The 22696-nt window shown below is 65.1% G+C and carries 16 protein-coding genes and 2 pseudogenes; 5 read left to right on the forward strand and 13 right to left on the reverse strand.

Features of this window, described 5'->3' with window-relative positions:
* Position 1 precedes the first annotated feature (1 nt).
* From B0E55_RS02455 to B0E55_RS02470, 4 genes and pseudogenes are all read right to left on the reverse strand, one after another.
* A pseudogene (locus B0E55_RS02455) lies at positions 2-1172 on the reverse strand (hypothetical protein).
* A gap of 1 nt (position 1173) precedes the next feature.
* Positions 1174-2361 carry a phosphotransferase family protein gene (locus B0E55_RS02460; RefSeq protein ID WP_029537623.1) on the reverse strand — a complete coding sequence of 396 codons (1188 nt, stop codon included), beginning with the start codon at positions 2359-2361 and terminating at the stop codon, positions 1174-1176.
* Positions 2362-2500: 139 nt separating this feature from the next.
* A complete protein-coding gene (locus B0E55_RS02465) occupies positions 2501-3388 on the reverse strand; it encodes an ROK family protein (RefSeq protein WP_080909013.1) in 888 nt (295 codons plus the stop codon).
* A 4-nt stretch (positions 3389-3392) separates the two neighbouring features.
* Positions 3393-4163, reverse strand: a complete 771-nt coding sequence (locus tag B0E55_RS02470; protein WP_003945692.1) for a class I SAM-dependent methyltransferase — start codon at positions 4161-4163, stop codon at positions 3393-3395.
* Between the two features lie 173 nt (positions 4164-4336).
* On the opposite strand from B0E55_RS02470, the gene B0E55_RS02475 reads away from it, so the two are divergent.
* Positions 4337-5551, forward strand: a complete 1215-nt coding sequence (locus tag B0E55_RS02475; protein WP_019747129.1) for a glycosyltransferase family 4 protein — start codon at positions 4337-4339, stop codon at positions 5549-5551.
* Here the strand turns inward: B0E55_RS02475 and B0E55_RS02480 are convergent.
* Positions 5498-7237 (reverse strand): hypothetical protein, encoded by a 1740-nt coding sequence (locus B0E55_RS02480; protein ID WP_080909014.1) that lies wholly within the window; start codon positions 7235-7237, stop codon positions 5498-5500. The genes B0E55_RS02475 and B0E55_RS02480 overlap by 54 nt on opposite strands.
* A gap of 33 nt (positions 7238-7270) precedes the next feature.
* Here B0E55_RS02480 and B0E55_RS02485 point away from each other — a divergent pair, with 33 nt between their 5' ends.
* Complete coding sequence (locus B0E55_RS02485) at positions 7271-8497, forward strand: lipopolysaccharide biosynthesis protein (protein ID WP_031331334.1); 1227 nt, start codon at positions 7271-7273, stop codon at positions 8495-8497.
* Here B0E55_RS02485 and B0E55_RS02490 read toward each other — a convergent pair.
* Together B0E55_RS02490 and B0E55_RS02495 are read right to left on the reverse strand one after the other, a co-directional pair.
* Positions 8478-9434, reverse strand: coding sequence for an ABC transporter substrate-binding protein (locus B0E55_RS02490; RefSeq protein WP_029254588.1), 957 nt, complete (start codon positions 9432-9434; stop codon positions 8478-8480). The two genes, B0E55_RS02485 and B0E55_RS02490, sit on opposite strands and share 20 nt — an antisense overlap.
* A 169-nt stretch (positions 9435-9603) precedes the next feature.
* Positions 9604-10737: a DUF3068 domain-containing protein gene (locus B0E55_RS02495; protein ID WP_019747133.1), complete on the reverse strand. Its 1134-nt coding sequence runs from the start codon at positions 10735-10737 to the stop codon at positions 9604-9606.
* A gap of 216 nt (positions 10738-10953) precedes the next feature.
* On the opposite strand from B0E55_RS02495, the pseudogene B0E55_RS02500 reads away from it, so the two are divergent.
* Positions 10954-12003: pseudogene (locus B0E55_RS02500) on the forward strand (acyltransferase family protein); the annotation flags it as partial.
* A 23-nt stretch (positions 12004-12026) separates the two neighbouring features.
* Here the strand turns inward: B0E55_RS02500 and B0E55_RS32525 are convergent.
* From B0E55_RS32525 to B0E55_RS02520, 4 genes are all read right to left on the reverse strand, one after another.
* Positions 12027-16361 carry an alpha-(1->3)-arabinofuranosyltransferase gene (locus B0E55_RS32525; RefSeq protein WP_080909015.1) on the reverse strand — a complete coding sequence of 1445 codons (4335 nt, stop codon included), beginning with the start codon at positions 16359-16361 and terminating at the stop codon, positions 12027-12029.
* A gap of 43 nt (positions 16362-16404) precedes the next feature.
* Complete coding sequence (locus B0E55_RS02510; protein WP_003945488.1) at positions 16405-16578, reverse strand: DUF2613 domain-containing protein; 174 nt, start codon at positions 16576-16578, stop codon at positions 16405-16407.
* A 129-nt stretch (positions 16579-16707) separates the two neighbouring features.
* Complete coding sequence (locus B0E55_RS02515; RefSeq protein ID WP_080909016.1) at positions 16708-17796, reverse strand: isochorismate synthase; 1089 nt, start codon at positions 17794-17796, stop codon at positions 16708-16710.
* A 45-nt stretch (positions 17797-17841) separates the two neighbouring features.
* Complete coding sequence (locus B0E55_RS02520; RefSeq protein WP_003945900.1) at positions 17842-18309, reverse strand: universal stress protein; 468 nt, start codon at positions 18307-18309, stop codon at positions 17842-17844.
* A gap of 101 nt (positions 18310-18410) precedes the next feature.
* Between B0E55_RS02520 and B0E55_RS02525 the strand changes: the two genes are divergently transcribed.
* Together B0E55_RS02525 and B0E55_RS02530 are read left to right on the forward strand one after the other, a co-directional pair.
* Positions 18411-19589 (forward strand): glycoside hydrolase family 3 N-terminal domain-containing protein, encoded by a 1179-nt coding sequence (locus B0E55_RS02525; protein ID WP_019747138.1) that lies wholly within the window; start codon positions 18411-18413, stop codon positions 19587-19589.
* Positions 19590-19661: 72 nt separating this feature from the next.
* Entirely contained in the window at positions 19662-20261 is a 600-nt protein-coding gene (locus B0E55_RS02530) for a TetR/AcrR family transcriptional regulator (protein ID WP_003945885.1), read from the forward strand.
* Between the two features lie 101 nt (positions 20262-20362).
* On the opposite strand, the gene B0E55_RS02535 is transcribed toward B0E55_RS02530, so the two are convergent.
* Together B0E55_RS02535 and B0E55_RS02540 are read right to left on the reverse strand one after the other, a co-directional pair.
* Positions 20363-21226 (reverse strand): MaoC/PaaZ C-terminal domain-containing protein, encoded by an 864-nt coding sequence (locus B0E55_RS02535; protein WP_030534637.1) that lies wholly within the window; start codon positions 21224-21226, stop codon positions 20363-20365.
* Positions 21226-22572 (reverse strand): 3-oxoacyl-ACP reductase, encoded by a 1347-nt coding sequence (locus B0E55_RS02540; protein ID WP_003945596.1) that lies wholly within the window; start codon positions 22570-22572, stop codon positions 21226-21228. The genes B0E55_RS02535 and B0E55_RS02540 overlap by 1 nt, the downstream gene beginning before the upstream one ends.
* Positions 22573-22696 lie beyond the last annotated feature (124 nt).

Below are 22696 nucleotides of genomic sequence, written 5' to 3' on the forward strand. Positions count from 1 at the left end.
TTCATTCCTCGGTGTTGTCGGTCGCCGCGAGGGCATACGCGTCGTCTGCCTGTGCGGTGTCGGTGAAACTGGTGAATCCGTATTTCTCGTGCGGTCCGATGGCGGCTACCTCGAAAAGACCGGTGCCGGTGTTGGTGTTCGTGCCTTCGGTGAGCGTGAAGGACGCGAGGTTGTCGACGGGGGAGAACATGCGTTGGAACGGTTCGATCTCGTGGACCTTGTGGCGGAGCCCTTGTACGACGAGTTCGCCCTGCCACATTCCGTGACGCCAGTCCTGTTCGAGCCCGTAGCCGGTGCCGATTCCGATGTAGTTGGCCAGCAGCAGTTCGCAGGCGACGGTGAGGACTTCACCGCCTGGCCGGTGGAAGGTGATGGTCGCTCCGGTGACGTCGCGGGTGTCGGGGCAGAACGTCAGTTCGTGTTCGGGTCGGCCGAGCCATTCGTTGTCCCTGGCTTCGTCCGGCCACACTCGCATGGCTTCTTCGACGATGCGCCTGCCCTGCTCGTCTTCCTGCATGATCACCGAGATCGTGAACTCGTCGAACTGCATGACCGCGTAGATCCAGAAGAAGTTCTGGATTCCGTCGACGGCGCGTCTGCCTTGCGGTTCGGCTTCACCGACCGGACGCACACCCCACGAGCGGTCGCGGTTACCTCGCCACGTCTTCGGGTCGATCGCGAAGTCCCCCCCCGTCGACGGTGAGCGATCCGGTCCACGTGCCGGTCTGCAGGAAGCGTGAGGTGTCGAACGTGACTCGTTCGAGTTGACGGCGAAAGTGCTTGGGCTCGAGCGCCGCGGGGATGGTGGCATCGAAGGTGATGTCGAAGGAGAGATCGTATTCGCTGCCCGGTTCGAGTACGACGCGGAGCTTCTGCAGCCCTTCGAGCACTTCGACGCGCAGAGGTCCGACGGTGGTGTCGGTACGGTCGGCACCCAGCGCCTTCGACATGCGAGCAACGATGTGGTCGTCACCGCGGCGAAGGACAGCGAATGCGTCCATGACGCCGAGGTTGGGGTACTGGCCGAGTCCGACGATGAGGAACACGTCGGGGGATTCGGTGGGGTAGCAATTGAAGTAGTAGCGGTCGTAGAAGTTTCGATCCGAGGTGGCTACGTGACGGATCGGTTCGGCGATCTGGTGAACGGGATAGTCGTCCATCGGTGAGAGCATGTCAGGCCAACCTCTCCCAGTAGGTACCGTCGAGCATCGCGGCGAGCGAAGCGCGGTGCATGATCATGTCGTCGGGGTCTTCGGGTCGCTGCGACTGGCCGAAAGCTATGGCGCGGGCCTGGATTCGCCACATGATGACCGCCTGACGCAGTGCGGCATAGGTAACGTAGAACTCCAGATCGTGTGGGGTGTGGCCGGTGATCTCGGCGTAGGTCTGCGCGAGATCCGGCAGTCGAAGGAAGTCGGGAAGACCGGGTAGGTTCGCCAGTCCGGCGATGTCCTCGAAGAACCTGTGCAGGAATGCCATCCAGCCCAGATCCATCTCTCGCGGGCCGAGAGTTGCCATTTCCCAGTCGAGTACGGCTACCGGCGCGAAGTCCTGGTACATGACGTTGCCGATGCGCGAGTCGCCCCAACAGAGCACCGCCGGAGAATCGTCCGCGGGATTGTTCTCCTCGATCCAGTCGAGGGCACGTTCGATGAGCGGTGATCTGATGCCGTCGGAGACCACCCACTCGTAGTACGCGCGCTGCTCGGCGATGTGCGCCGTGAATGCGTCTCGTGCAGTCGTTCCCGAATTCGGGAGTCGGAGGAAGTCGAAACGCTCGCACGGCTTGTCGATGGCGTGCAATTGAGCCAGGACGTCGACCGAGTTCTGTTGGAGGGTTTTTCGCTGCTCGGGGGACGCTTCGGTGACCCACGATCCGAAGTTGTACGGCATGACGTCTGGCGGCACGTCGCCGGAGATTCGTTCCATCACGAAGAACGGCGCACCCAACGCGTCCGGGTCGGATTCTGACCAGTACACCGCGGGTACGGGCACCGCCGAGTGCTCGCGCACCTGAGCCATGGTGCGGAACTGGGATTCGAGGTCGTAGGTCGGAAACACCGGCATGGTCGATTCCGTCGGTGCCACCCGAGCGACCAAGGGATGATGATCGCCGTCCCAGGTGGCGTCGAAGAGGATGGTTTCGCTGGACATGCCGTTGGCTGCTGGCAAGGTGACGTCGGCGACGGTCACAGTGGATCCGCTCGGCACCTTGCCGGCCATCCACCGTTCCAGGCGCTCACGGAGGTCTTCGGTGTCGCGGAGGGAATCGCTCGGTCGGGCGACCTGGGCGTGATGCTCGGTTTCATCGGTCGAAGAAGCAGTCGAGGCAACGTCAGATGAGGAAGCGTCTGGGCTCACGGTCACCTCCTTCCCGTAGGCGTCACGTGCAATGCCCGTAACGGTGTGAGTCAGAACACTAAAACACGTTACAGAAATTGGGAACAGGTGGCACCCGTTTAGTGGGACTCCCTGCGGATTTATCGGGGAAGAACGCGTGTCAGATAACGGCGGTGAGCGCGAGCAAGCCCGCACCGGTCAGAGTTCCGGCGCCACCCAGCTCGGCGGGAACGATCCGGAGCCCGGCGATGAACGACAAACGGGCATGTCGGGCAGCCGCGTCGAGCATCGGTTCCCACAGCGGTGCACCCGACTGGGCGAAACCGCCGCCGATCACCGCGAGGTCCACGTCCAGGAGGGCAGCCGCCGAGGCGATGGCACCACCGAGCGCCGTGCCTGCGCGGTGGAGCGCGTCCACGGCGATCGCGTCGCCGCTGCGTGCACCCTCGGCTAGTTCACGGCCGGTGTTTCCCGACCAGCTCTGGCTACGAGCCCATCGCACCGCGGACGGTCCACTGGCCACCGTCTCGAGGCAGCCGACGCCCCCGCAGCTGCACGGTTCGGAAGATCCTGGAACGACGAGGTGGCCGATGTGACCGGCGTTCCCCGTGCGACCCCGAGCAATCTCACCGCCGAGGACGATTCCTCCGCCGATTCCCGTCGAGACGACCAGGCTCAGGAGGTTCGGGGTTCCGCGTCCGGCGCCGTGGTGGAACTCCGCCAATGCCGCTGCGGCTCCGTCCATGGCGAGGGCAGTTCCGGCATCGGGAAAGACGCTGCGGACGCCCGCTACGAGCTCGAATCCCTGTGCCCACTCGGTGATGTTGATGGGGGCCACGACGCCGGCGACGGTGTCCACCGGCCCGGCGCAAGCGATGCCCACACCGTCGACGTCGCGGCCGTCTGCGACTCGTTCGAGCAGCGCCGCACACGCTCCCCACGGGTCGGTCTGCGGCGTCGGCACACTGTCGAACACGGGAACGCGGCCGTCCTCGGACACGACGCCGGCCGCCACCTTGGTGCCACCGATATCGAGTGCGAGGCGCATGTCGCTATCGCTTTTCGAGAACCACGACGAGGTTGCTCACCAGGAACTCCCGAAGACCGGGGACTCGGACCATCCACCACGCCCACGACGGGTGGTAGCGCGGGATCGCGGCGAGCAACGTGCCCTGGCTGGTTCCACGGGCCCAGCGTAGGCCGTCGGTGGCGCCGACTTTGAACAACGACACCCCGAATCTGTTCTTCGGTTCGCGTCCGGTCTTGCGGAGGTACCGCTTGGCTGCGTACTCGCCCCCCAGCGCGTGCCACGGTCCGGTTTCGTGGCCGCCGAACGGACCCCACCACAGGGTGTACGAGAGAACCATCAAGCCGCCGGGCTTGGTCACGCGCAGCATTTCCTCGGCCATCAGCCACGGCTCGCTGACGTGTTCGGCCACGTTGGAGGAGAAGCAGATGTCCACGGACGAGTCCAGGAACGGCAGTGCCAAACCGGATCCACGCACCGCGCCGCCCACGGTCAGACCCGCGGCGTGCATCTCCGACGGATCGGGTTCGACGGGAATGTAGCGGGCACCTGCGGCCTGGAAGACCTCCGCGAAATAGCCCGGACCGCCGCCGACGTCGAGGACAGTGAGACCGTCGAGGGATCGTCCGGTGTGACCTTCGTGCAGGTCCGAGATCAATTCGACGGAGTCGCGCGCAAGCGCGCCGTAGAAGATGTCGGGCGCGGACTGCTCGTGGCGGAAGTCGCTGAGCAGGCCGAACGAGCGTTTCAGGGTTGCCCGTCGGCCGAAAATGCGGGTCACTGCGGGCTTGGTCACGGGTAGCAACTTTAGCCACTGGGTCGCCCGGTCCACGAACACCGTCAGGAGCGCGGCAATACGGACGCTCGAACAGTTAGGGTGTTCGGCAGGGTTACCGGCCGGTCAGGCGGGGCATCCCGCAGGATCGCCCGAACCGGGGTGGCCACCGACCGACTCAGGGAGTAACGCACGTGCGCGAGGTTCTGTTGCTCTGCTGGCGCGATACCGGGCATCCCCAGGGCGGTGGAAGCGAGCGTTACCTCGAGCAGGTCGGATCCCAGTTGGCCGAGCGCGGTATCAAGGTGACGCTGCGGACGGCGTCGTATCCCGGGGCGCCCGCGTCGGAGGTTCGAGACGGCATCACGATCAGCCGAGCCGGTGGACGTTTCAGCGTGTACCCCCGCGCTCTGGCTGCCATTGCCGCCGGACGTCTGGGTTTCGGATCGCTCAAGGGCATTCGCCCCGACGCGGTGATCGACACCCAGAACGGCATCCCCTTCTTCTCGAAGACCGTGGCGGGTGCGCCGGTCACGCTTCTGGTCCATCACTGCCATCGTGAACAATGGCCGGTGGCAGGCAAGCTCGTCGGCCGGATCGGCTGGTGGGTCGAATCGCGATTGTCACCGCGCACCCATCGACGTAGTCAGTATCTGACGGTTTCGCTTCCTTCGGCCGAAGAATTGGTGGACCTCGGTGTCGAGCGCGAACGAATTGCCGTGGTGCGCAACGGTGCCGATCGGCTCCCCGTCGGCGTCGACGCGGGTGGATCGATCACCAGGGCCGAGCGTCCCACCATCTCGGTTCTCTCACGACTGGTGCCGCACAAGCAGATCGAGGACGCACTCGAGGCCGTCGCAGCCCTGCGTCCGACGCTTCCGGACATCCATCTCGACGTCATCGGTGGTGGTTGGTGGGAGCAGAACCTGCGAGATCGCGCCGCCGAGTTGGGAATCGGTGACGCCGTCTCGTTCTACGGTCACGTCGACGAGGCTCGTAAACATGAACTCCTTGCGCAGTCGTGGATTCACCTCATGCCTTCGCGGAAGGAAGGGTGGGGCCTGGCGGTCATCGAGGCTGCGCAGCACGGTGTTCCGACGATCGGTTACCGCAGTTCCAAGGGCTTGACCGATTCGATCGTCGACGGAGTGACCGGGCTGTTGGTCGGCGGTGAGCACGCCGGCGACGGCGACATCGCTGATCTGACGCAGGCAGCAGGCACCCTGCTCCGCGACCACGAACTCCGCACGGTGCTCGGTGAGAAAGCTCGGGTGTGGTCGGGCGAGTTCTCCTGGGAGCAGACCGGCACCGGAGTGCTCGAGGTGCTGACCGCGCACAAGGACGGTCGGTGGGTCTCAGGACTGGCCGCGCCTCGCGAGTCGAATTCGGTTCTGGTTCAGTCCGACTGAGATCAGCGCGATCACGCCCATCAGTATCCAGGCGAGATGCGCAGCGATGACGGCAGTTCGGGCACCGGTCGACGCTTCCTGCGCGGCAACATCTCCGGGTACCCGGTAGAGCTCGAGATCGTTGTCGGCAAAGACCTGTTCCAACCCGTCGAGTGTCGCTGCCGCCTTGCCGAGCTGGCCTGGTGTCTCACGCTCGATCAGTACCCATCCGACTCCGAGATCGGCCAACTGCGTAGGACTCCCGCCGGCAAGCAGCAGATCCTCGACCTGGGTGGCCCGGGTTCCTTCACCGCCGACAGCACCACCGGCAACCACCAGTTGGCCGGTCTGCAGCACGTCGAGGGGTAGGAAGCGTGGTGCTGGATCGAGTACCGGCGCATCACCGCTGTAGGGGAAGGCGCGGAACATCCCAGCGGGAAGCACTGCAACGTCACCGGTTTCGTCTCGTAGTTGCTCGGCCACCACGGTCCAGGACCCGGGATAGTGCACGGGTTTCAACGCGCCGCCGACACCCCACACCAGATCCGGTAGCGCCACGATCGTCACCACGACGGCGGCGATCGAGAATGTCGGGTGGGGAAGGGAGAACCGATTGCCCGCCCACATCACCGCGGCGGCGGCAGCGAGTGCGTAGAACGGTACGGCCAGCGCGACCCACTTCTGCGCGTCACGCAGTAGACCGGCGCCGGTGAACACCTCGACCGACCATCGGCCGACGTCGAGCCCCCACGGAGTAGCGCCCAGGGTCAGAGCGAGCACCGCGAACAGGGCCAGCGCGCCGAGTCCACTGACAACGGGGTTCCGGCGTCGGCGCCATAGAGCGGGCACACCGGCAAACACCACGACAAGCAGAAGAACTGTTCCGGCCAACGCGAAGAGTGTTGTGCGCGTGGACGGTACCGCTGCCGAGTTCCAGATACCGCCGAGACCGGCGAGGCTGCCGAGCGTCGCGAGTCCCGGTTCTGCTCGGGCGGCAAAGGCGGCGACTCCCGCCGGATCGGAACCGTCGCCTGCTGCTCCGGATACGAAGGTGGCGACCAACCACGGCGAGGCGGCGACGAGGAAGAGCCCGATAGTGCCGCAGACACGCCGCATGGCCGAGGTTCGGCCCCCTGGGGTGGCAACCACCACCAGCGCGGCCGTCAGAGCGAGCAGAGCGCCGGTAGGTGTCAGGCCCGCGAATGCCAGTGACGCGGCCAACGCCCACCAGGACCCGGGCGTGGCTCGGCGAACTCCGATTCCGGCACACACGATCCACGGCAGTGCGGCATAACCGGTCAGCAGGCTCCAATGTCCTTGCAACAGGCGCTCGGCCACGTAGGGGTTCCAGAGCATCACCGTCGACGCGACCAGTTGTGGACCGAGACCGGCCGTCGGCAGCAGGACGGCGACCATGCGCGCCGCACCCCAACCGGCGAGCCAGAGCGCCACGAGCAGGATGAACTTGACCACCAGTCCGCCGTCGATCACGGTGCTCAACGCTGCGATCAGCGCGTCCTGGGGAACGGCGCGGGCTGCGGCGTCGGTGAGTCCGAGGGCGGAGTCGGTCAAGTACGAGCGCGGCGTGCTGACGGCGTCGCGCAGCAGGAGGTAGCCGGGGCCTAGCAGCGGTCCGAGGATCAACAGTGCCAGCGCCAGGCTGTACGCCGCAGGCAGGTAACGGCGGTATCCGGCTTGCACTGTCATGACGCGCACGATACGTGGTGCATCATTACTGCCATGCCTCGCCAACCACTCGATCGCGCCGCCGCGGCCGGGGTCGGCATGGTTTTGGTGGGATCGATGACGGCCAATGTCGCGTCGTACCTGTTGGCATGGTTGGCCAGCCGATGGTTGGGTCCGGTCGGCTACGGAGAGTTCGCGAGTCTGCTTGCCGCCCAGTTGGTACTTGCGGTTCCGGCTTTGGCGTTGCAGACGGTGGTCGCCCGCGAGGCGGTGCGTGGCAAGAGCACAGATGCGTTGCGGTCGTTGGGGTATCGATGCACCGCGATCGTCGCCGTCCTCGCGGTTGCGCTCGCTCCGGCGATGGCGTGGCTGCTCGACACCGGAATCGTGGCGTCGTTCTCGGCATTGGTGACCGCGCCCATGTTGGTTCTACTGGCAACGGAGCAGGGGTTGTTGCAGGGTCACGGTCGATTCGGCACTCTCAGCGCCGTGCTGGCCGGAGCCGGGGTGATGAAAGTCCTTCCGGCAGTGATCGTTCTGGCTTTCGGTGGCGGGGCAGGCGCGGCATTGGTCGCGGGCGCGGCCGGAACTGCGTTGCTGGTGGCGATAGTTCGAGTGGTCGACCGAACCGTCTCGGTGAGCGAGGACCGTGCGGTGCGTATCGGCGTCGTCTCCGTGCTCGCGGCGTCACAAGTCCAGCTTGCGTTGATCGCGTTGTCTTCGCTGGACCTGCTGATCGTCCGCGTCGTCCTCAGCGAGTACGACGCCGGTGTCTACGCACTCGGCGCCGTCGCGACGAAGGTGGCGTTCTGGCTGCCACAGGCAGTGGGCGTCGTGCTGTACCCGAAGATGGCGAATCCGGCGCACTCGGCGCAAGCGGTTCGCTCGGCGTTGGCGGTGCTCGTCGGTATCGGCGCCGTGTTGGTTCTGGGGGCGGCGGTTGCCGGCCCGCTGGTGCCGATGCTCGTGGGCGACGCGTACGCCGCCGTGGCTCCGATGCTGTGGGCCTTCGCCCTGCACGGTGCAGCGCTGGCGGTACTCCAGGGTGCTTTGCTGTCCGCAATCGCGTCAGAACGCACGCGAGTGGCCCTTCTTGCGTGGGCGGGACTGGTTGTGGAGGCGACGGTCATGCTGGTGTGGGCGAAGACGCCGGGAGAGCTGATCGGCGTCGCGGTGGTGGTTGCGTCGACGACGGCCTTGGCGGTGTCCGTCGCCGCAGTGCGAAGTGCCGACCGCGCCCGGCCGGCACCTCACAGCGACGTCAGTTCTCCAGACGCGTGAACAAATCGTCGAAGTAGTCGAGCGTACGCATCGCGGTGTAGACGGATCCGTAGTTGATGTTCCCACCCGTGTAGACGACGTTGTCGCCTTGTACTGCGCGGATACGGTTCCACATCGCGCGGTCGTCGGTGACGGGATCCACGCCGGGCGCGGTGGTGACGATCATTCCGTCGGCCGAGTCGAGGGAAGTCACCAGGTTTTCGGTAGAGATCTCCTTCTGTCCCTCGACGGGCCACTGGAGCTGGACGCCGAGGTCTTCGGCCACCTGCGTGGAGATGCCCTTTCGGTTGACGCCGTTGACCTTCTGATTCACGTAGTTCAGCAGCACGATCTGCTTGCTCGCCAAACTCCGGGCGTGGCGTTCCTTCAATCCGGCTGCCTTGTCCTCGTACGCTCCGATGACCTGACGGACTTCGGGGTTCTCGGTGCGATCCAGCCAACTTGCCAACTGGTCGATGTTCTCGCGCCACGGACGGGTGAAGTCCATCGGAAGCACAGGAGCCGTCTGGCTCAACTGCTGCAGCGGCCACATGTCGGAGGCCTCACCGATGTCGGTGCAGATGATCAGGTCCGGTTCCAGCGCGAGAATTGCCTCGACGTTGACCGGTGCCTCGAACACCTGCGCCGTGGGATCGGCTGGAACCCACGGCTCGGCGGCGTCGAAGCTGTACGCGATGACCGGCAGGCCCATCGCAACGGCTGGTTCGAGGTCGAGTCGGGAGTCGATGGCGACGACGCGCTTCGGTGTCACCGGAATGTCGTAGGTTCCGAGCGAGGTCGTGACCGTGCGCATCCCGGACGCATCGCCCTCGGTACCGGCGGACCTTGCGCAACCGGCGGCGAACAGCCCGGAGAATGCAGCACTGCCGACAACAAATCTCCGACGTGTCAGATCGCTGACACAGATGTGCGAACCCAGAACTGTTGATGCGGGCATGTGGCTCCTCGTGTTCGGGGTGGTCTGGACTTCCAGAAAACGCTAAGCCCGCGACCACGCGGAGGGAACGACCCGTTGCGCCAATCCGTACGCCGATCCGGCAACAAAGTCCCGAAATGCAGCAGAGCGCCCCTTCCGTGTGGAAGGGGCGCTCTGCTAACTGCCTGAATCAGTCCTTGCGCAGATCCGGACGCGGGATCACCTGAGTGTCGTCCGAGGTCCAGTCGTGCTCACCCGGAGCCGGCTCGGGCGAACCCTGGCCGCTGGGATTCTGGTTCGTTCCGCCGTGTGCAGCGCGGGCCGGAGTTCCGCCCTTGCCGCCGCGAAGGCCGAGGAAGATACCGGCGATCAGCGCGATGACTCCGAGGACACCTGCCACGATCGGGACGGTGCGGCCGAACAGCGAGAGCTTGTCCATGCCGTCACGCGCCTGCTGGACCTGGTACTCGATGGTCGCCTCGTCGAAGGGCAGCGTGACCTTGAGAACCTCGACGTCGACGGCATCCTTGTTGCGGCCGTAGTACTGGTGCAACTGCTCCTGGCCCTTGACGACGACACCGGTCTTGGGCTCGACCCACAGGTCACGGACGTTGGTGTACCAACGCGTCATCGTGATCGGGGTTGCGCCGCCGGGAACGCCCCAGGTGTCAGCGGGAAGGCTCAGCTTGTTGGTGGGGGAGTTGACGACCTTCGACAGGTCGACGGGATCGATCGTCTGCTGGAAGTGGTACACCTTCAGACCGTTGATCTCGGTCTCTTCGACGAAGTCGATGTCCTTCGTGGCGCGAGCGTTCAGGTCGAAGTAGGGGTAGCTCTTCTGTTCCGTGTTGAACGGGAACTTGTACTGCAGACCGTCGCGGGAAACTTCTTCGGCGGGCTGGTCGCTGGACGTCTGGACGGTTCCGACCGGATCGTTGGTCGGCATCGAGCTGACGCGATCGAGCGTGACGCGGTCCAGGGTTGCGGTCAGCAGTCCGGTATCGCCCTGCTTGTCGGTACGACGGACCGTCTGGCCGGCTTCGACGGTGATGATGTCGGCGTCGGACGGGTCCTGCGTGGTGACGTAGCGCTGAGCGACGATCGGCACGTTGGTGTCGACCTGTGCCTTTCCGCCGAGGAGGGCCGCCGAGTTGAGGACGCTACCGGTGCCTGTGGCGACGGTGGTCACCTCGAGGTCGAGTGGCGTCTTCTCCAGCTTGCCTACCGTGTAGGTAGGAATGAGGATGGCGATGGCCAAAAGGAAGGCACCGAGGCCCACCAGAATGCAAGGAAGTATCCGGCTCGGCCCTGAGCGTTCCGCCATGCTGTGACTCCTAACCCGTTAAGTCTTTCGAGGTTCCCCAACCGGCACAATATGAGCTGCGCAGATCGCATGGGGCCCCCGATGGACACCATGTGTGGCAGAACACTAACAGTCCACCGGCCCGGTTTGTCGCATGAGGGCATGAATTGGCCAGGCATTTTGTTGTGAGTCCCTGGTGGTTTCCCTCAATCGGCCTGGGGTGCACACTTATCCGTGATGATCAGTTCCACGAATTCCTCTCAGACGGTCCCGCCACAGGCTCGGGGCTTCGTTCCGGCTTTGGACGGTATGCGTGGATTGGCCGCGCTCGGCGTCCTCGTCACCCATGTCGCGTTCCAGACCGGTGAAGCGCAGTCCGGTGCGATCGGGCGCGCGTTCGGTCGACTCGATCTCGCCGTAGCGGTGTTCTTTGCCTTGTCCGGATTTCTCCTGTGGCGCCCCCACGCGGCAAAGGCTCGCGGAATCGGGCAGCCGCAGTCGACCGTCCGGTACTGGATCTCCCGCGCGACGCGCATTCTGCCGGCGTACTGGGTGGCAGTGGTCCTGATCCTGCTGTTCCTGCCCGGAGCCGGCGGGGGCTACCAAGTGTGGCTGGCGAATCTCGGGTTGGCGCAGGTCTTCGTGCCGTTGACACTCACCGAGGGCCTCACGCAGATGTGGAGCCTGTCGGTCGAGGTGGCGTTCTATGTTCTGCTGCCGCTTTTCGCGTATCTGATGGTCCGACTACGAGGAAACTCGGTCCGGTTCCGGCTGCCGCTTCTGCTCGGGGTGTCGGTCTTGGCCTTGACGTGGGCATTCATTCCGATTCCGACGCCGGACGCTATCCACCACGACAACTGGTTGCCGGGCTACCTGCCGTGGTTCGGCGCCGGCATGGTGCTGGCCGAGCTGGCAGTGGGCCCGTCGACATGGGTGCATCGCCTCGCGCACCGTCGGGTACTCCTGACCCTGATTGCCTTTATCGCCTTCGTTCTCTCGTGCACTGATCTGGCCGGGCCCGAAGGTCTGGTGCGGCCTGAGCCGTGGCAGTACGCGATCAAGATTGCACTCGGTGCGATCATCAGCTTCTCGTTGATCGCGCCACTGGTTCTGCGCGATCAATCGCAGCATCGGTTCCTGGCCAGTCCATTGGCGCTGGCAATCGGACGCTGGTCCTACGGCCTGTTCATCTGGCACCTGGCCGTACTGAACGCTGTGTTCCCCGTATTCGGCATAGTTCCGTTCTCGGGCAGCTTCTTCTACGTCCTGGCCCTCACGGTCGTCCTGAGCGTCGCTGTGGCCTCGGCCAGTTACGCCTTGGTGGAGGAACCGGCGCGCGTCGCGGTCACGCGGTGGGAGAAGCGCCGCCACATCGGTGAACCGGCAAAGGGCAACGCGGCCAACCCGGTCACGACCAAGGCCACCAACATCGAGAACTGAATCGCGAACGAATCGCCCACATAGCCGCCCGGTGCCCGCCACGGTCCGGTCGAGAGCAGCGTGATGCCGATCATCGCGGCCACGCCGGCGGTGCCGACGAGAATGCGTGCGGTCCGAGCCGGGCCGAAGATTCGCAGCGCGGCAAGTCCGAGGATCGAGCACACAACTGCGATCGCCGCTCCCACTCCGCCGCCGATGACGGTGGCCGCCGCGAGCACGCCCACCCATCCTGCCGCGACGCTGCGCCACGGTCGGGGTGGTGTGCGGGGCTTGGGCTCTCGGCGAGTGGGGACAAGAGCCGCGAACAGCAGCGGGATCAGCAACACGAGCCCGCCGAAGATGCCGAGGCGGTACCAACGGTCGCTGGGGAAGTCGATGGTGACGGTTCCCGCGGTGCCTGCCGGCACGATCCAGCCCTGCTGCCAACCGTTCACGACCACCGGCGTCAGCTCGGAACCGTCCGGCGCCGTGGCGATCCAACCGATGCTGGTGCTCTCGGGATTGACGATCAGCTGATCGGCGGACGAGCTCGTGACGGTGAGTTCGCGGTGATTCGCCGTCCACGCGGTCGATTCGAGCGGTGTATTCCGTTGCGCGGCTGAAGGACCGACCGCCGTCAGATCGAGATTGTCGACCGAGAATGCGGGGCCTGGTTCGACGACCACTTCAGGCTGTCCCGCCGGCAAAGTCGCCGAAGCGTCCAGACCGCACACACGTGCCTCGACGGGTGCGCCGGTCCGAAGTTGCGTCGCCGTCGCCGTGATCGAGGTGGGGAATTGCTGTCCGGCAACCGAAATGGTCGGGCCGTCGCCACAGGTGACGGTGACGGTGCGGTTGTCGAATGATTCTGCGCCCTGCGCTCCGGAACCGGCGATCGGGGTTCCGTCGGCACCGACGACGCCGACCTCGGCGAGGCCGGTGGGCTGCGCCTGGGCGAAGCCGAGCGCCGTCTGATCGAGGACCGGTTCCCAAGCGGTGATGCTCAGGACGATCTTGTCGGTGACGAAGGGGGCGAGGGTAACTCGACTGGTTCGAGGCGTGTCGTCCGAGGGTTCGGGCAGCTCTCGCACCTGCGGCCCGTTGCCGAGATTCACCGCGACACTGGTCGGCAGCGACGGCAGAGTGCCAAGTCCCCGGGTGATGTCCAGGCCGGTGACCAGGGTGGGCTCGGGAAGATTGAGAGTCAGCGTCGGTTTCGGGCCGCCCGGTTCTGTGGTGCTCTGCGGCGCCGACCACGTGGTGCGTGCGTCGCCGTCGGTGGCAGCGAAGGCAGACCCGCGTGTGTCGCCGATGTCGCTCGAACCCGAAGCCGTGATTCGGCCGGGGACGGAAAGCAGATCTTCGAGGGCGTTGCCCTGACGCGCTCGGACAGTCAGTGTCGGTGCAACGACTGTGTTTTCGGGCACCGTGAGCGTGCGCTGGAAGCGGCTCGGCTCTTCGGGTATCGCCATGAATGCATTGCTGCACCGCACGCGGTCCGTCGAGTCGGCGCAGGCGTTGCGGCCGGGGAACTCCTGGCTCAGGTTCCACGCGTTCACAGATGCGCCCGTCGGCGTGCTCGGCAGGACTGTGTCGAAACGGATCGGTACGGTCTTCGGCGCGCTGCGATCGGAGAAGTCTTCGACGGAGAGTTCGCTGATGCCGAACTGTGTTCCAGGCGATCCGTTTTCGGTGTGAGTCGCTGTGATGCGTACCCACGGAGTGTTGCCGCCCGGGATCGAGACGGTGATGGGCTCACCGGGACGCTCCACCTTCACCGCCGTGCTGCCGTTCGGTGTCGAGACCTCGAGCCATTTGACGGGAGCTCCGATTGCCGCGGCACTGGTGGTCAGATGAAGCAGCCCACTGGAAATCGGTGTGTCGAAGTCGATCTGCAACCACTGGCCCAGCGCGCGCTCGATGCCGTTGCTGAACCAGCCGGTGGCCGGATCGCCGTCGACCGTCGACGCGGGACTGCTCGACGGTGAAGTGCCGCCCAGCTGGGTGGCGTCGGAGGCGGCGCTGGAAACGGTGATCGAAGCGCCGCTCCAAAGGCCTTCCACGAGAGGCGTGTTCGCAACCGGGTAGTCGGGCACCAGATTGTAGGTACGACGAGCGTCGTCGGGGGTGCGCAGGGCGGAACTGTGGTTGTCGACCTGACCGAAATCGGTTTCCCGATCGCGCGGTGTGTCGGTGACGGTGACAGAATCGACGGGCAGTCCCGCAGCTTCGGCGTCGGCGGCAAGAATCATCGGCCCGGTCCCTGGAACCAGCCCGCTTTCGTGAAGTCGTACAGACGATTCCGGCCCACCTTGTACACGCGGAACCTGGTTCAGGTCGACGGAGTACGGGCCACTGACCGCCGGGGTGCCGTCGGGCGGGGTGACCTCGAAGATTTCGATGGCCGGGTAACCGGGACGCAGATCGCTGTCCGCGACCAGCCCTTCGATCTGCTCGGGGCTGTCGTCTTCACCGAAGTGGGCGACTCGCTCGATCCCCGGCGAGCCTTCGACCGCCTGGTGCACGAGTATCGGCCTTGCCGATCGCGACGTTTCGCCGTCGAGGTCGTTGCGCATCACCAGGTAGTGGATGCCCTGCCCAAGCAAGGTCTGCGCGAGGCCGTCCGACGGCCGTCCGTCGGCGATGAGACGTTGCACGGAATCGAGCGCTCGGATGGCGCCGGGAGGGGTCAGCGGGACCGAGTCACGCACCGCCCACGGCGTACTCGCCAAAGCCTGAAGCGGTTCGTCACGCGTCAGACCCCAGACCTGGCTGCCGAAGGGCGCTCCCGGGACGACCAGGGCACGTTCGGCTTCCGATCCGGGGGAGGTGTTGTCCTCGAGCCACTGCGCTGCTTCGTTCCAGTACGAGGGAACGTCCGGGTAAGCGCCGCGGGGAGCGAGCTTTCCCGTCCAGGCCAAGGCAGTCGAGAGGGTGAGGGCAACGAGGATCAGGCTGGTCAGTGCGACCATCGGTTCGCGCTCGGGATGGGCGAACGCGCGGCGCCATCGGGCGAGTGGAACCGATCCCGGTAGTGGCACTTTGGCCAGCAGGTGTGCGAGTCCGAGCACCAGCGGCAGACGGACCAACGGCTCGAGCTTGTGGACGTTGCGCAGCGGAGCACCCGCCGAGTCGAGGAACAGGCGTACCGACTCCGACACCGGCGAGCTGAGTTCACCAACGTATCCCGCGGCCAGGCCGGTGATACCGACGAACAGGACGAGTGTCAGCCGGCCGCGAGCAGGCATGGACCGCATGCAGAGCCCGGCGAGGCCGGCGGCGGCAACCAGACCTGTGGCGACAACTGCTGCGGGCTGGGTGACCAGGACGGCGCCGGCAATGCGTTCGGGGGAGACGAACGGGGTCCAACTGTCCGTGCCGCGAAGTATCTCGGCCAGCGACGCCCACTGCGTGGTGACACCGGCGGACTCGATGTAGTCGAGGAACGGTGGGCTGATCTTGCCGAGCAGAAGCAGCGGCACGATCCACCAGAGTGTGCCGAGAGCGACGAACAGCGCCCACCACGCGGTGAACGTCAGCCATGTTCGGTTGGGTTTGTGCGAGAGCCACCAGATGATCGCGACCAGGCAGGCCGCGGCAGTGGCGACGGCATTGATCGAACCCATGAGCGCGACGGCAAGCGCGGATTGTGCGGCCAACCGCCTCAACCCCCGTGAGCGGTTAGGGAGTCCAGGGACTCCTTTTCCACGCACAGGGCCGAAGGCCAAAATCACCGGCAACAACACCCACGGCGCCAGCATCATCGGCAGGGTTTCCGAGGAAATCGAACCGAGCGTGGTCAGCACGCGGGGAGAAAGAACAAAGGCAACCGCTGCGATGACGCGCGAACTACGGCTGCCGATACCGAGAGCCTCGGCAATTCGGATGATGCCCCAGAATCCTGCGATCAGAAGCAGCGCCCACCAGATGCGCTGGGTGATCCACGGCGGAACGTTCGCCAACTCGCCGAGCGCGAAGAACGGCCCGTGCGGAAAGAAATATCCGTAGGCCTGGTTCTGAACCTGGCCGAGCGGGGCCTGACTACTCCACTGATGCGACGCGCGTTCGAGAAAACCGAACGGATTCTGCGTCAGGTCGTACTTGGTGTCAGCGGTGATCAGACCCGGCGATTGCAGAAAAGTGAGAAGAAACGCTACAACGGAGGCGCCGAACAGCCACCGCTTCGACAGGGGCTCTGCCGACGGGGCGGTGTCTACCGAAGACACCGCTGCGTCGGCGGAAGAACGGGAACTCGCGAGGCCTGCGCTCTCAGCGGCTGCCGTACTCAACCTGGTTCAGCACGGAAGAATCTGCGTTTCCGCTGCGGTCGATCTCGGGACGAGTGTTGTCCGACGCGGCGGCCGTGACACCGAAGATGACGCCGGCACCCAGAACGGCACCGATGACAGCGCTGGCCACACCGGGGACAAGGAACTTCGTCATCGCGGATCTCCCAATTGGTCGTTAGTCGGTCGTTCGCGGTCGGACGGACTTACCGGCCCGTACGAACTGCTCGGGTCAAGGTATCACCCGCACTCGAGAATCCGGACGATTACCCTCGTGACGTGCTGGTCAGTCGAGGGCTTCGGCACCGAGCGCGGTCAACAGAGTGCGCAGTTTCGTGGACGTCTCGTCGAGTTCGTCCTGCGGATCCGATTCGGCGACAATTCCACCACCCGCGCTGGCCCAGGCGTTGCGGCCGTCTGCACTGATCTCGGCGCAGCGGATGGCAACCACCCAATCGCCGTCACCGGCCTCGTCGCACCATCCCACGGCGCCGCCGTAGAAACGGCGAGGCTCCTCGGTCTCGCGGATGACTTTCAGTGCCGCGTCGGTGGGTGTTCCGCACAGCGCGGGCGTCGGATGCAGCGCGATGGCGAGGTCGAGCGCAGTGGTGTCGTTTCGCAGCGTGCCGCGGATCGGGCTGGCCAAGTGCCAGACCTCGTGAGTATTGGTCAGTTCGGGAGTTGCCGGTACCGACAGATCACTGCACATCGGTTGCAGGACCTCGCGGATCCACGCCGTCACGAAGGCGTGCTCGGCCAGATTCTTCGTCGAATGCAGAAGGCTTTCGCCTGCCTCGCGGTCTTGATCGGCGTCGGCGGATCGCTTTGTGGTCCCGGCCAACGGGCGACACGTCACGACGCGCCCGCGTCGACTGACCAATACTTCGGGCGTCGCGCCGACCAGGCTGTGGCCCTCGAATTCGGCTCCCGCAGCAGAGAGGTCGACGGCAAAGGTGTTGGCGACGGGATTGAGCGCCGCCATGCGAGCGGCGAGCGCGGTCGGGGAGATCGGGGTCTGCGTGCGAAGTTCCACAGTGCGAGCCGCGACAACCTTGTCGATCTCTCCACTGCGGAGGCGTCCGATCAACTTTTCCACTCGACGAAGATGCTCCGACGACGACGGGATCTCCCGGTCAACCCGGGTCGTGGGCAGGGCCTGGGGATCGAGCGGTTGCCACGGCCGCGACGCGATCGTCGCCTCGGCAGGTTCGTACAACGCCGTTGCGGCAGCGGGGTCGAAGGGGAGCGCTCCGACGATCAGCTTTGTCGTACCTGCCGACAGAGCGTGGGTGGCCGCGTCGGAGCTGTCGAAGCTGCGTCGTACGCCGCGGGTGACCACGCTGTGATCGGGGCGCGAGAGAACAAAACCGTCCATGGTGGTTTCGACACTAGTCGGCCACGGATCAGGAATGCGCGAAGGTCACTTCCCCGGAGGGACGATCAACACCGGCCGATGACTGTGACGCAGAACATGATCCGCGACGCTGCTCTGCAGTAGCGACCGCAAACCCGTAGTGCCACGGGTGCCGGTCACGATGATGTCGACGTCCAATTCGTCTGCGGTTTCGCAGATTGCAGACCAGATCGCGGATCGGCACTCGGCGCTTCTGCCTTCGACGGTCAGGCCTGCGGCCTCGGCCAGTGCGACGCCCTCGGCGAGGGTGACTTTGGCGTCGGTGTACGCGATGTCCTCGACGTCGTCGTCGGGAACCCACTCCGGTTGCATCACCCCGGACAGGCCGGACATGCGAGCGGCCTGGCGAACCATCGGCTCCCAGGCAGTGACGAGAACAGCACGATTGGCGGAGAGGAAACGCCCCGCATAGTCGACTGCACGCTTGGCGTTGTCGGAACCGTCGTACGCGATGAGCATCAGACCTTGTGGCATCACGACCTCCTCGTCAGCGGGGGAATCGGTTCTCTTCCAGGCTACCGTCCCGATGTGCCCGTGAGGGAGTGTATGGGTACCGGGTCCGTTACGGTCGAGGTATGCGGATCAAGTTTCTGAAGGCTGCGACGACCATTGCTTTATGCGGAGGGTTGGTTGCGGGATGCTCGGGCGAAAACGGGACCGCCGATCCGGTTTCGAGCGCCCCGACCAGCACCACCTCCGAGATCACGTCGACGCCTGCGGCATCCAGCTCCGCGCCCGTCGCCGCGTCGTGCGGTAGTGACCTTCTGGCTTCACTGTCCCTGCGTCAGAAACTTGCCCAGCTGCTCAACGTCGGCGTCACCGGGACCGACGACGCGTTGTCGATAGTGCAGAACGAGGAGATCGGCGGCATCTTCGTCGGAAGTTGGACCGATCAGTCGATGCTCACCAATCGCGAAGTGCCGCAGGTTGCTTCGGCGTCGAAGTTGCCGTTGATGGTGACGATCGACGAAGAAGGTGGACGAGTTTCCCGCGTCGCGGACATCCTCGGGCCCGATCCGTCGGCCAGGGAAACAGCGCAGACCATGACAGTGGAACAGACGTACCAGATGGCGCTCGAGCGTGGACGTGGGTTGAAGGATCTCGGGATCACCGTCAACTACGCCCCCGACGTCGACGTCAGCAGCCAACCCGACGACTCCGTGATCGGGGACCGCTCGTACTCCGACGACCCCCAGACCGTGGTTGCCTACGCCGGTGCGTACGCGCAGGGTATGCGCGATGCCGGAATCTTCCCGGTGATCAAGCACTTTCCCGGACATGGCAGCGCGTCGGGTGACTCGCACCGGGGTGAGGTGACAACGCCGCCCTTGCAGGATCTGATCGCGTCGGACCTGATTCCCTTCCGGGAGCTGTCGGGAACCGGAGTCGGCGTCATGATGGGTCACCTCGAGGTTCCCGGTCTGACCGAGCCCGGTACCCCTGCCAGCATCAGCCCCGCCGCCGTCGCGTTGCTTCGCGACGGAGTGGGTTACGGCGCAGCGCCGTTCACCGGCCCGGTATTCACCGACGACCTCAGCGGAATGCAGGCGATCACCGACCGATACGATATTGCCGACGCGGTTCAGGCTGCGCTGGTGGCTGGAGTCGATCAGGCATTGTGGCTGACAACCGACGACGTTCCGCGGGTGCTCGACCATCTCGAGCAGGCCGTCGCGTCCGGTGAGCTTCCGCAGGCGCGGGTCGATCAGGCCGTGGTCACAGTTGCCACTGCCAAAGGTGCCGTGACCTGCTGAGTCGAAGTCGGGATTCGACGCACAATCTTACCGTAGAGTAAGATCGACATTTACCCTGTGGTTGGAGGAAGCATGGCCGGCGGTACCAAGCGACTGCCACGCGCAGTGCGTGAGCAGCAGATGCTCGACGCGGCTGTGGACGTGTTCTCCGACAGGGGGTTTCACGAAACTTCGATGGACACCATCGCAGCCAAAGCCGAGATCTCGAAGCCGATGCTGTACCTGTACTACGGCTCGAAGGAAGAGTTGTTCGCGGCGTGCATTCATCGTGAAGGGCTCCGCTTCCTCGAAGCGCTCGCCCCGGCCGGTGCGCCGAACCTGACTCCGCGTGAACAATTGCGCGCCGCTCTCGAGGGCTTCCTCGGGTTCGTGGGCGCAAACCGCAAGTCGTGGATGGTGCTCTACCGTCAGGCCGTCGGGCAGCAGGCTTTTGCGGGAACCGTGCAGTCCAGCCGCGATCGGTTGATCGAGTTGACTGCGCATCTGCTCGAGTCCAGCACCAAGGATCCTGATGCCGCGCACGATTACGGGATCATCGCCATTGCGCTCGTCGGCGCCGGTGAGGCGGTAGCCGACCGGGTCGCGGGTGGGGAAATCGAAGTGGATGCCGCAGCGGATCTACTCGAATCCCTCGCGTGGCGCGGTCTGTCGGGCAAGAAGAAGTCCGAATAGCCCCCAAACCAATCTGAGCGAACGTACCTTTCAGCGCATCCAAGGCGCCGAAAGGTACGTTCGCTCAATTGGGGTGGGTGGGAAACCCGACAAAACTCAGGTCAGCGCAGCGTCGCCGTGACGTGCGGGTAGCCCTTCTTCGGGTGACGCAGTGACAGATCCCAGCCGCCGTCGGTGCGATCAGCGTAGGCATTCAGCGTCGCCGGTAGCAGAATCGGCTTGCCGAAACGCACGCTGTAGGTGACCTTGTCCGCGACGGACCCCTCGACGGTCCGCAGAACTGCCGCGGCACTCCACATTCCGTGAGCAATGGTCTTCGGGAAACCGAAAGCCTTGGCGCCCAGAGACGAGACGTGAATCGGATTGCGGTCGCCGGAGACGGCGGCGTACTTGCTGATCGTGGTCTGGTCGACGCGGATGGTGCTCATCGGCATCGGCGGGACCTCGTCGGCCTTGGGCTCCGGACCTGGCTGGCCGGACAGGGAGGTCTTCTGCTGGTTCAGGAAGCTCGAGGTCTGTCGCCAGACCAGTTCCCGTCCCACCCGAATTTCGGTGATCACGTCGATCAGCAGGCCCTTGCGGTGCTCACGCAGGTTCTCGGCATGCACCGAGAGGTCAAGCGGTTCGCTGACGGAGATGGGCCGCAGCGATTCGATGACGTTCTCGGCGTGAACGGAGCCGACGGCGGCGAAGGGGAAGTCCTTCGACACCATCAGCTTCATCACGGTCGGGAAAGCCAAGGTGAAGGGGTAAGTGATCGGCAGAGTGTCGCCGAATCGCAGTCCGGTCACGCGGCAGTACGCCGCCAGATTGTCGGTGTCGACCTTCAGTCCGGTGAGGGTGAAGGTCTGCTGTGGCACCGAGCGCGAGTTGGACTTGTTCCACGGCAACAATCCCAGTACCGCCCGGGAGTAGATGTCGAGGGTCTTCGGCTGCTCGGTGAGCGCGACGGTCTTTGTTGCCATCATGCGCCCAGGAGGCTCTGGCCGCAGACGCGAACGACCTGTCCCGTAACGGCATTGGAGGCCGGGCTGGCGAAGTATGCGACGGTCTCGGCGACGTCGACGGTCTCGCCGCCCTGCAGGAGCGAGCTCATGCGGCGGCCGGCTTCGCGGGTGGCGAAGGGGATGGCTGCGGTCATGGCGGTCTCGATGAAGCCCGGTGCGACGGCGTTGATGGTGATGTTCTTCTTCGCCAGGACGGGAGCTTCGGCGTGTACGAGGCCGATGACGCCGGCCTTGGAGGTGCCGTAGTTGGTCTGGCCGCGGTTGCCCGCGATGCCGGCGATGGAGGAGACGTCGACGACGCGGCCGCCTTCCTTGAGGGCGCCCTTCTCGACGAGGTGCTCGGTGATCTTCTGCGGTGCAAGAAGATTGACGTTCATGACCATGTTCCAGCGGCCCTCGTCCATGTTGGCGAGGGTCTTGTCGCGGGTGATGCCGGCGTTGTGGACGATGATGTCGGCTCCGCCGTGACGCTCGAGGAGGTGAGCTGCGAGGACCTCGGCTGCGTCGGCCGCCGTGACGTCGAGGGCGAGGGACGTGCCGCCGACCTTGTTTGCGGTCTCGGACAGTGCTTCGCCGGCGGCCGGGATGTCAGCGCAGACCACGTGTGCGCCGTCGCGGGCCAGGACCTCGGCGATTGTGGCACCGATGCCGCGGGCTGCGCCGGTGACGACGGCAACCTTTCCTTCGAGCGGCTTGTCCCAGCTTGCGGGCGCGACGGAATCTTCAGCACCGACGACGATGACCTGGCCGTCGACGAAGGCGGACTTTGCCGAAAGGAGAAAGCGCAGAGTCGATTCCACGCCGGACAGTCCGGTGGACGCCTTGGGGGAGACGTAGACCAGCTGAGCGGTGGAGCCGCGCTTGATCTCCTTGCCGACGCTGCGGGTGAAGCCTTCGAGCGCGCGCTGCGCGACATGCTCGTCGACGCTCGACGTTTCTTCCGGCGTCGTGCCGAGAACGACGACGCGAGCCGACGGTGCGAGGTTGCGGATCACGGGCTGGAAGAACTCGAACAGCTGCTCGAGCTCGCTGACCTGAGTGATTCCGGTGGCGTCGAACACGAGTCCGCCGAAGCTGCTGTCGTGTGCCTGAGCCGCCGGGTAGTCGGAGAGCAGTACGCGAAGTGGTTCTGCGAGCCGACCCTTGCCGCCGATGAGGACAGGTCCGGCGAGTGCGGGTTCCCCTGCTTTGTAGCGACGCAGGTTCTCGGGCCTGGGCAGGCCGGCCTTCGACGCGATGAATGCGCCGGGGGCGGACGAGAGGAACTGTGAATAGAGGTCGGGAGCTCCCTTGCTGGCTGCCACGGTCCTACCTTCTGTTGTGTTTCGGGTTGTCTCTCACCGGGCAATCGGAAGAATGCGGCGATAGACAAGTAACTTACTACTGAGTAAGAATAGTCTTCAACAGGTAATCGCACCATCCTTGGAG

This window comes from Rhodococcus sp. 66b (assembly GCF_002076325.1).
GTDB lineage: Bacteria > Actinomycetota > Actinomycetes > Mycobacteriales > Mycobacteriaceae > Rhodococcus_F > Rhodococcus_F erythropolis.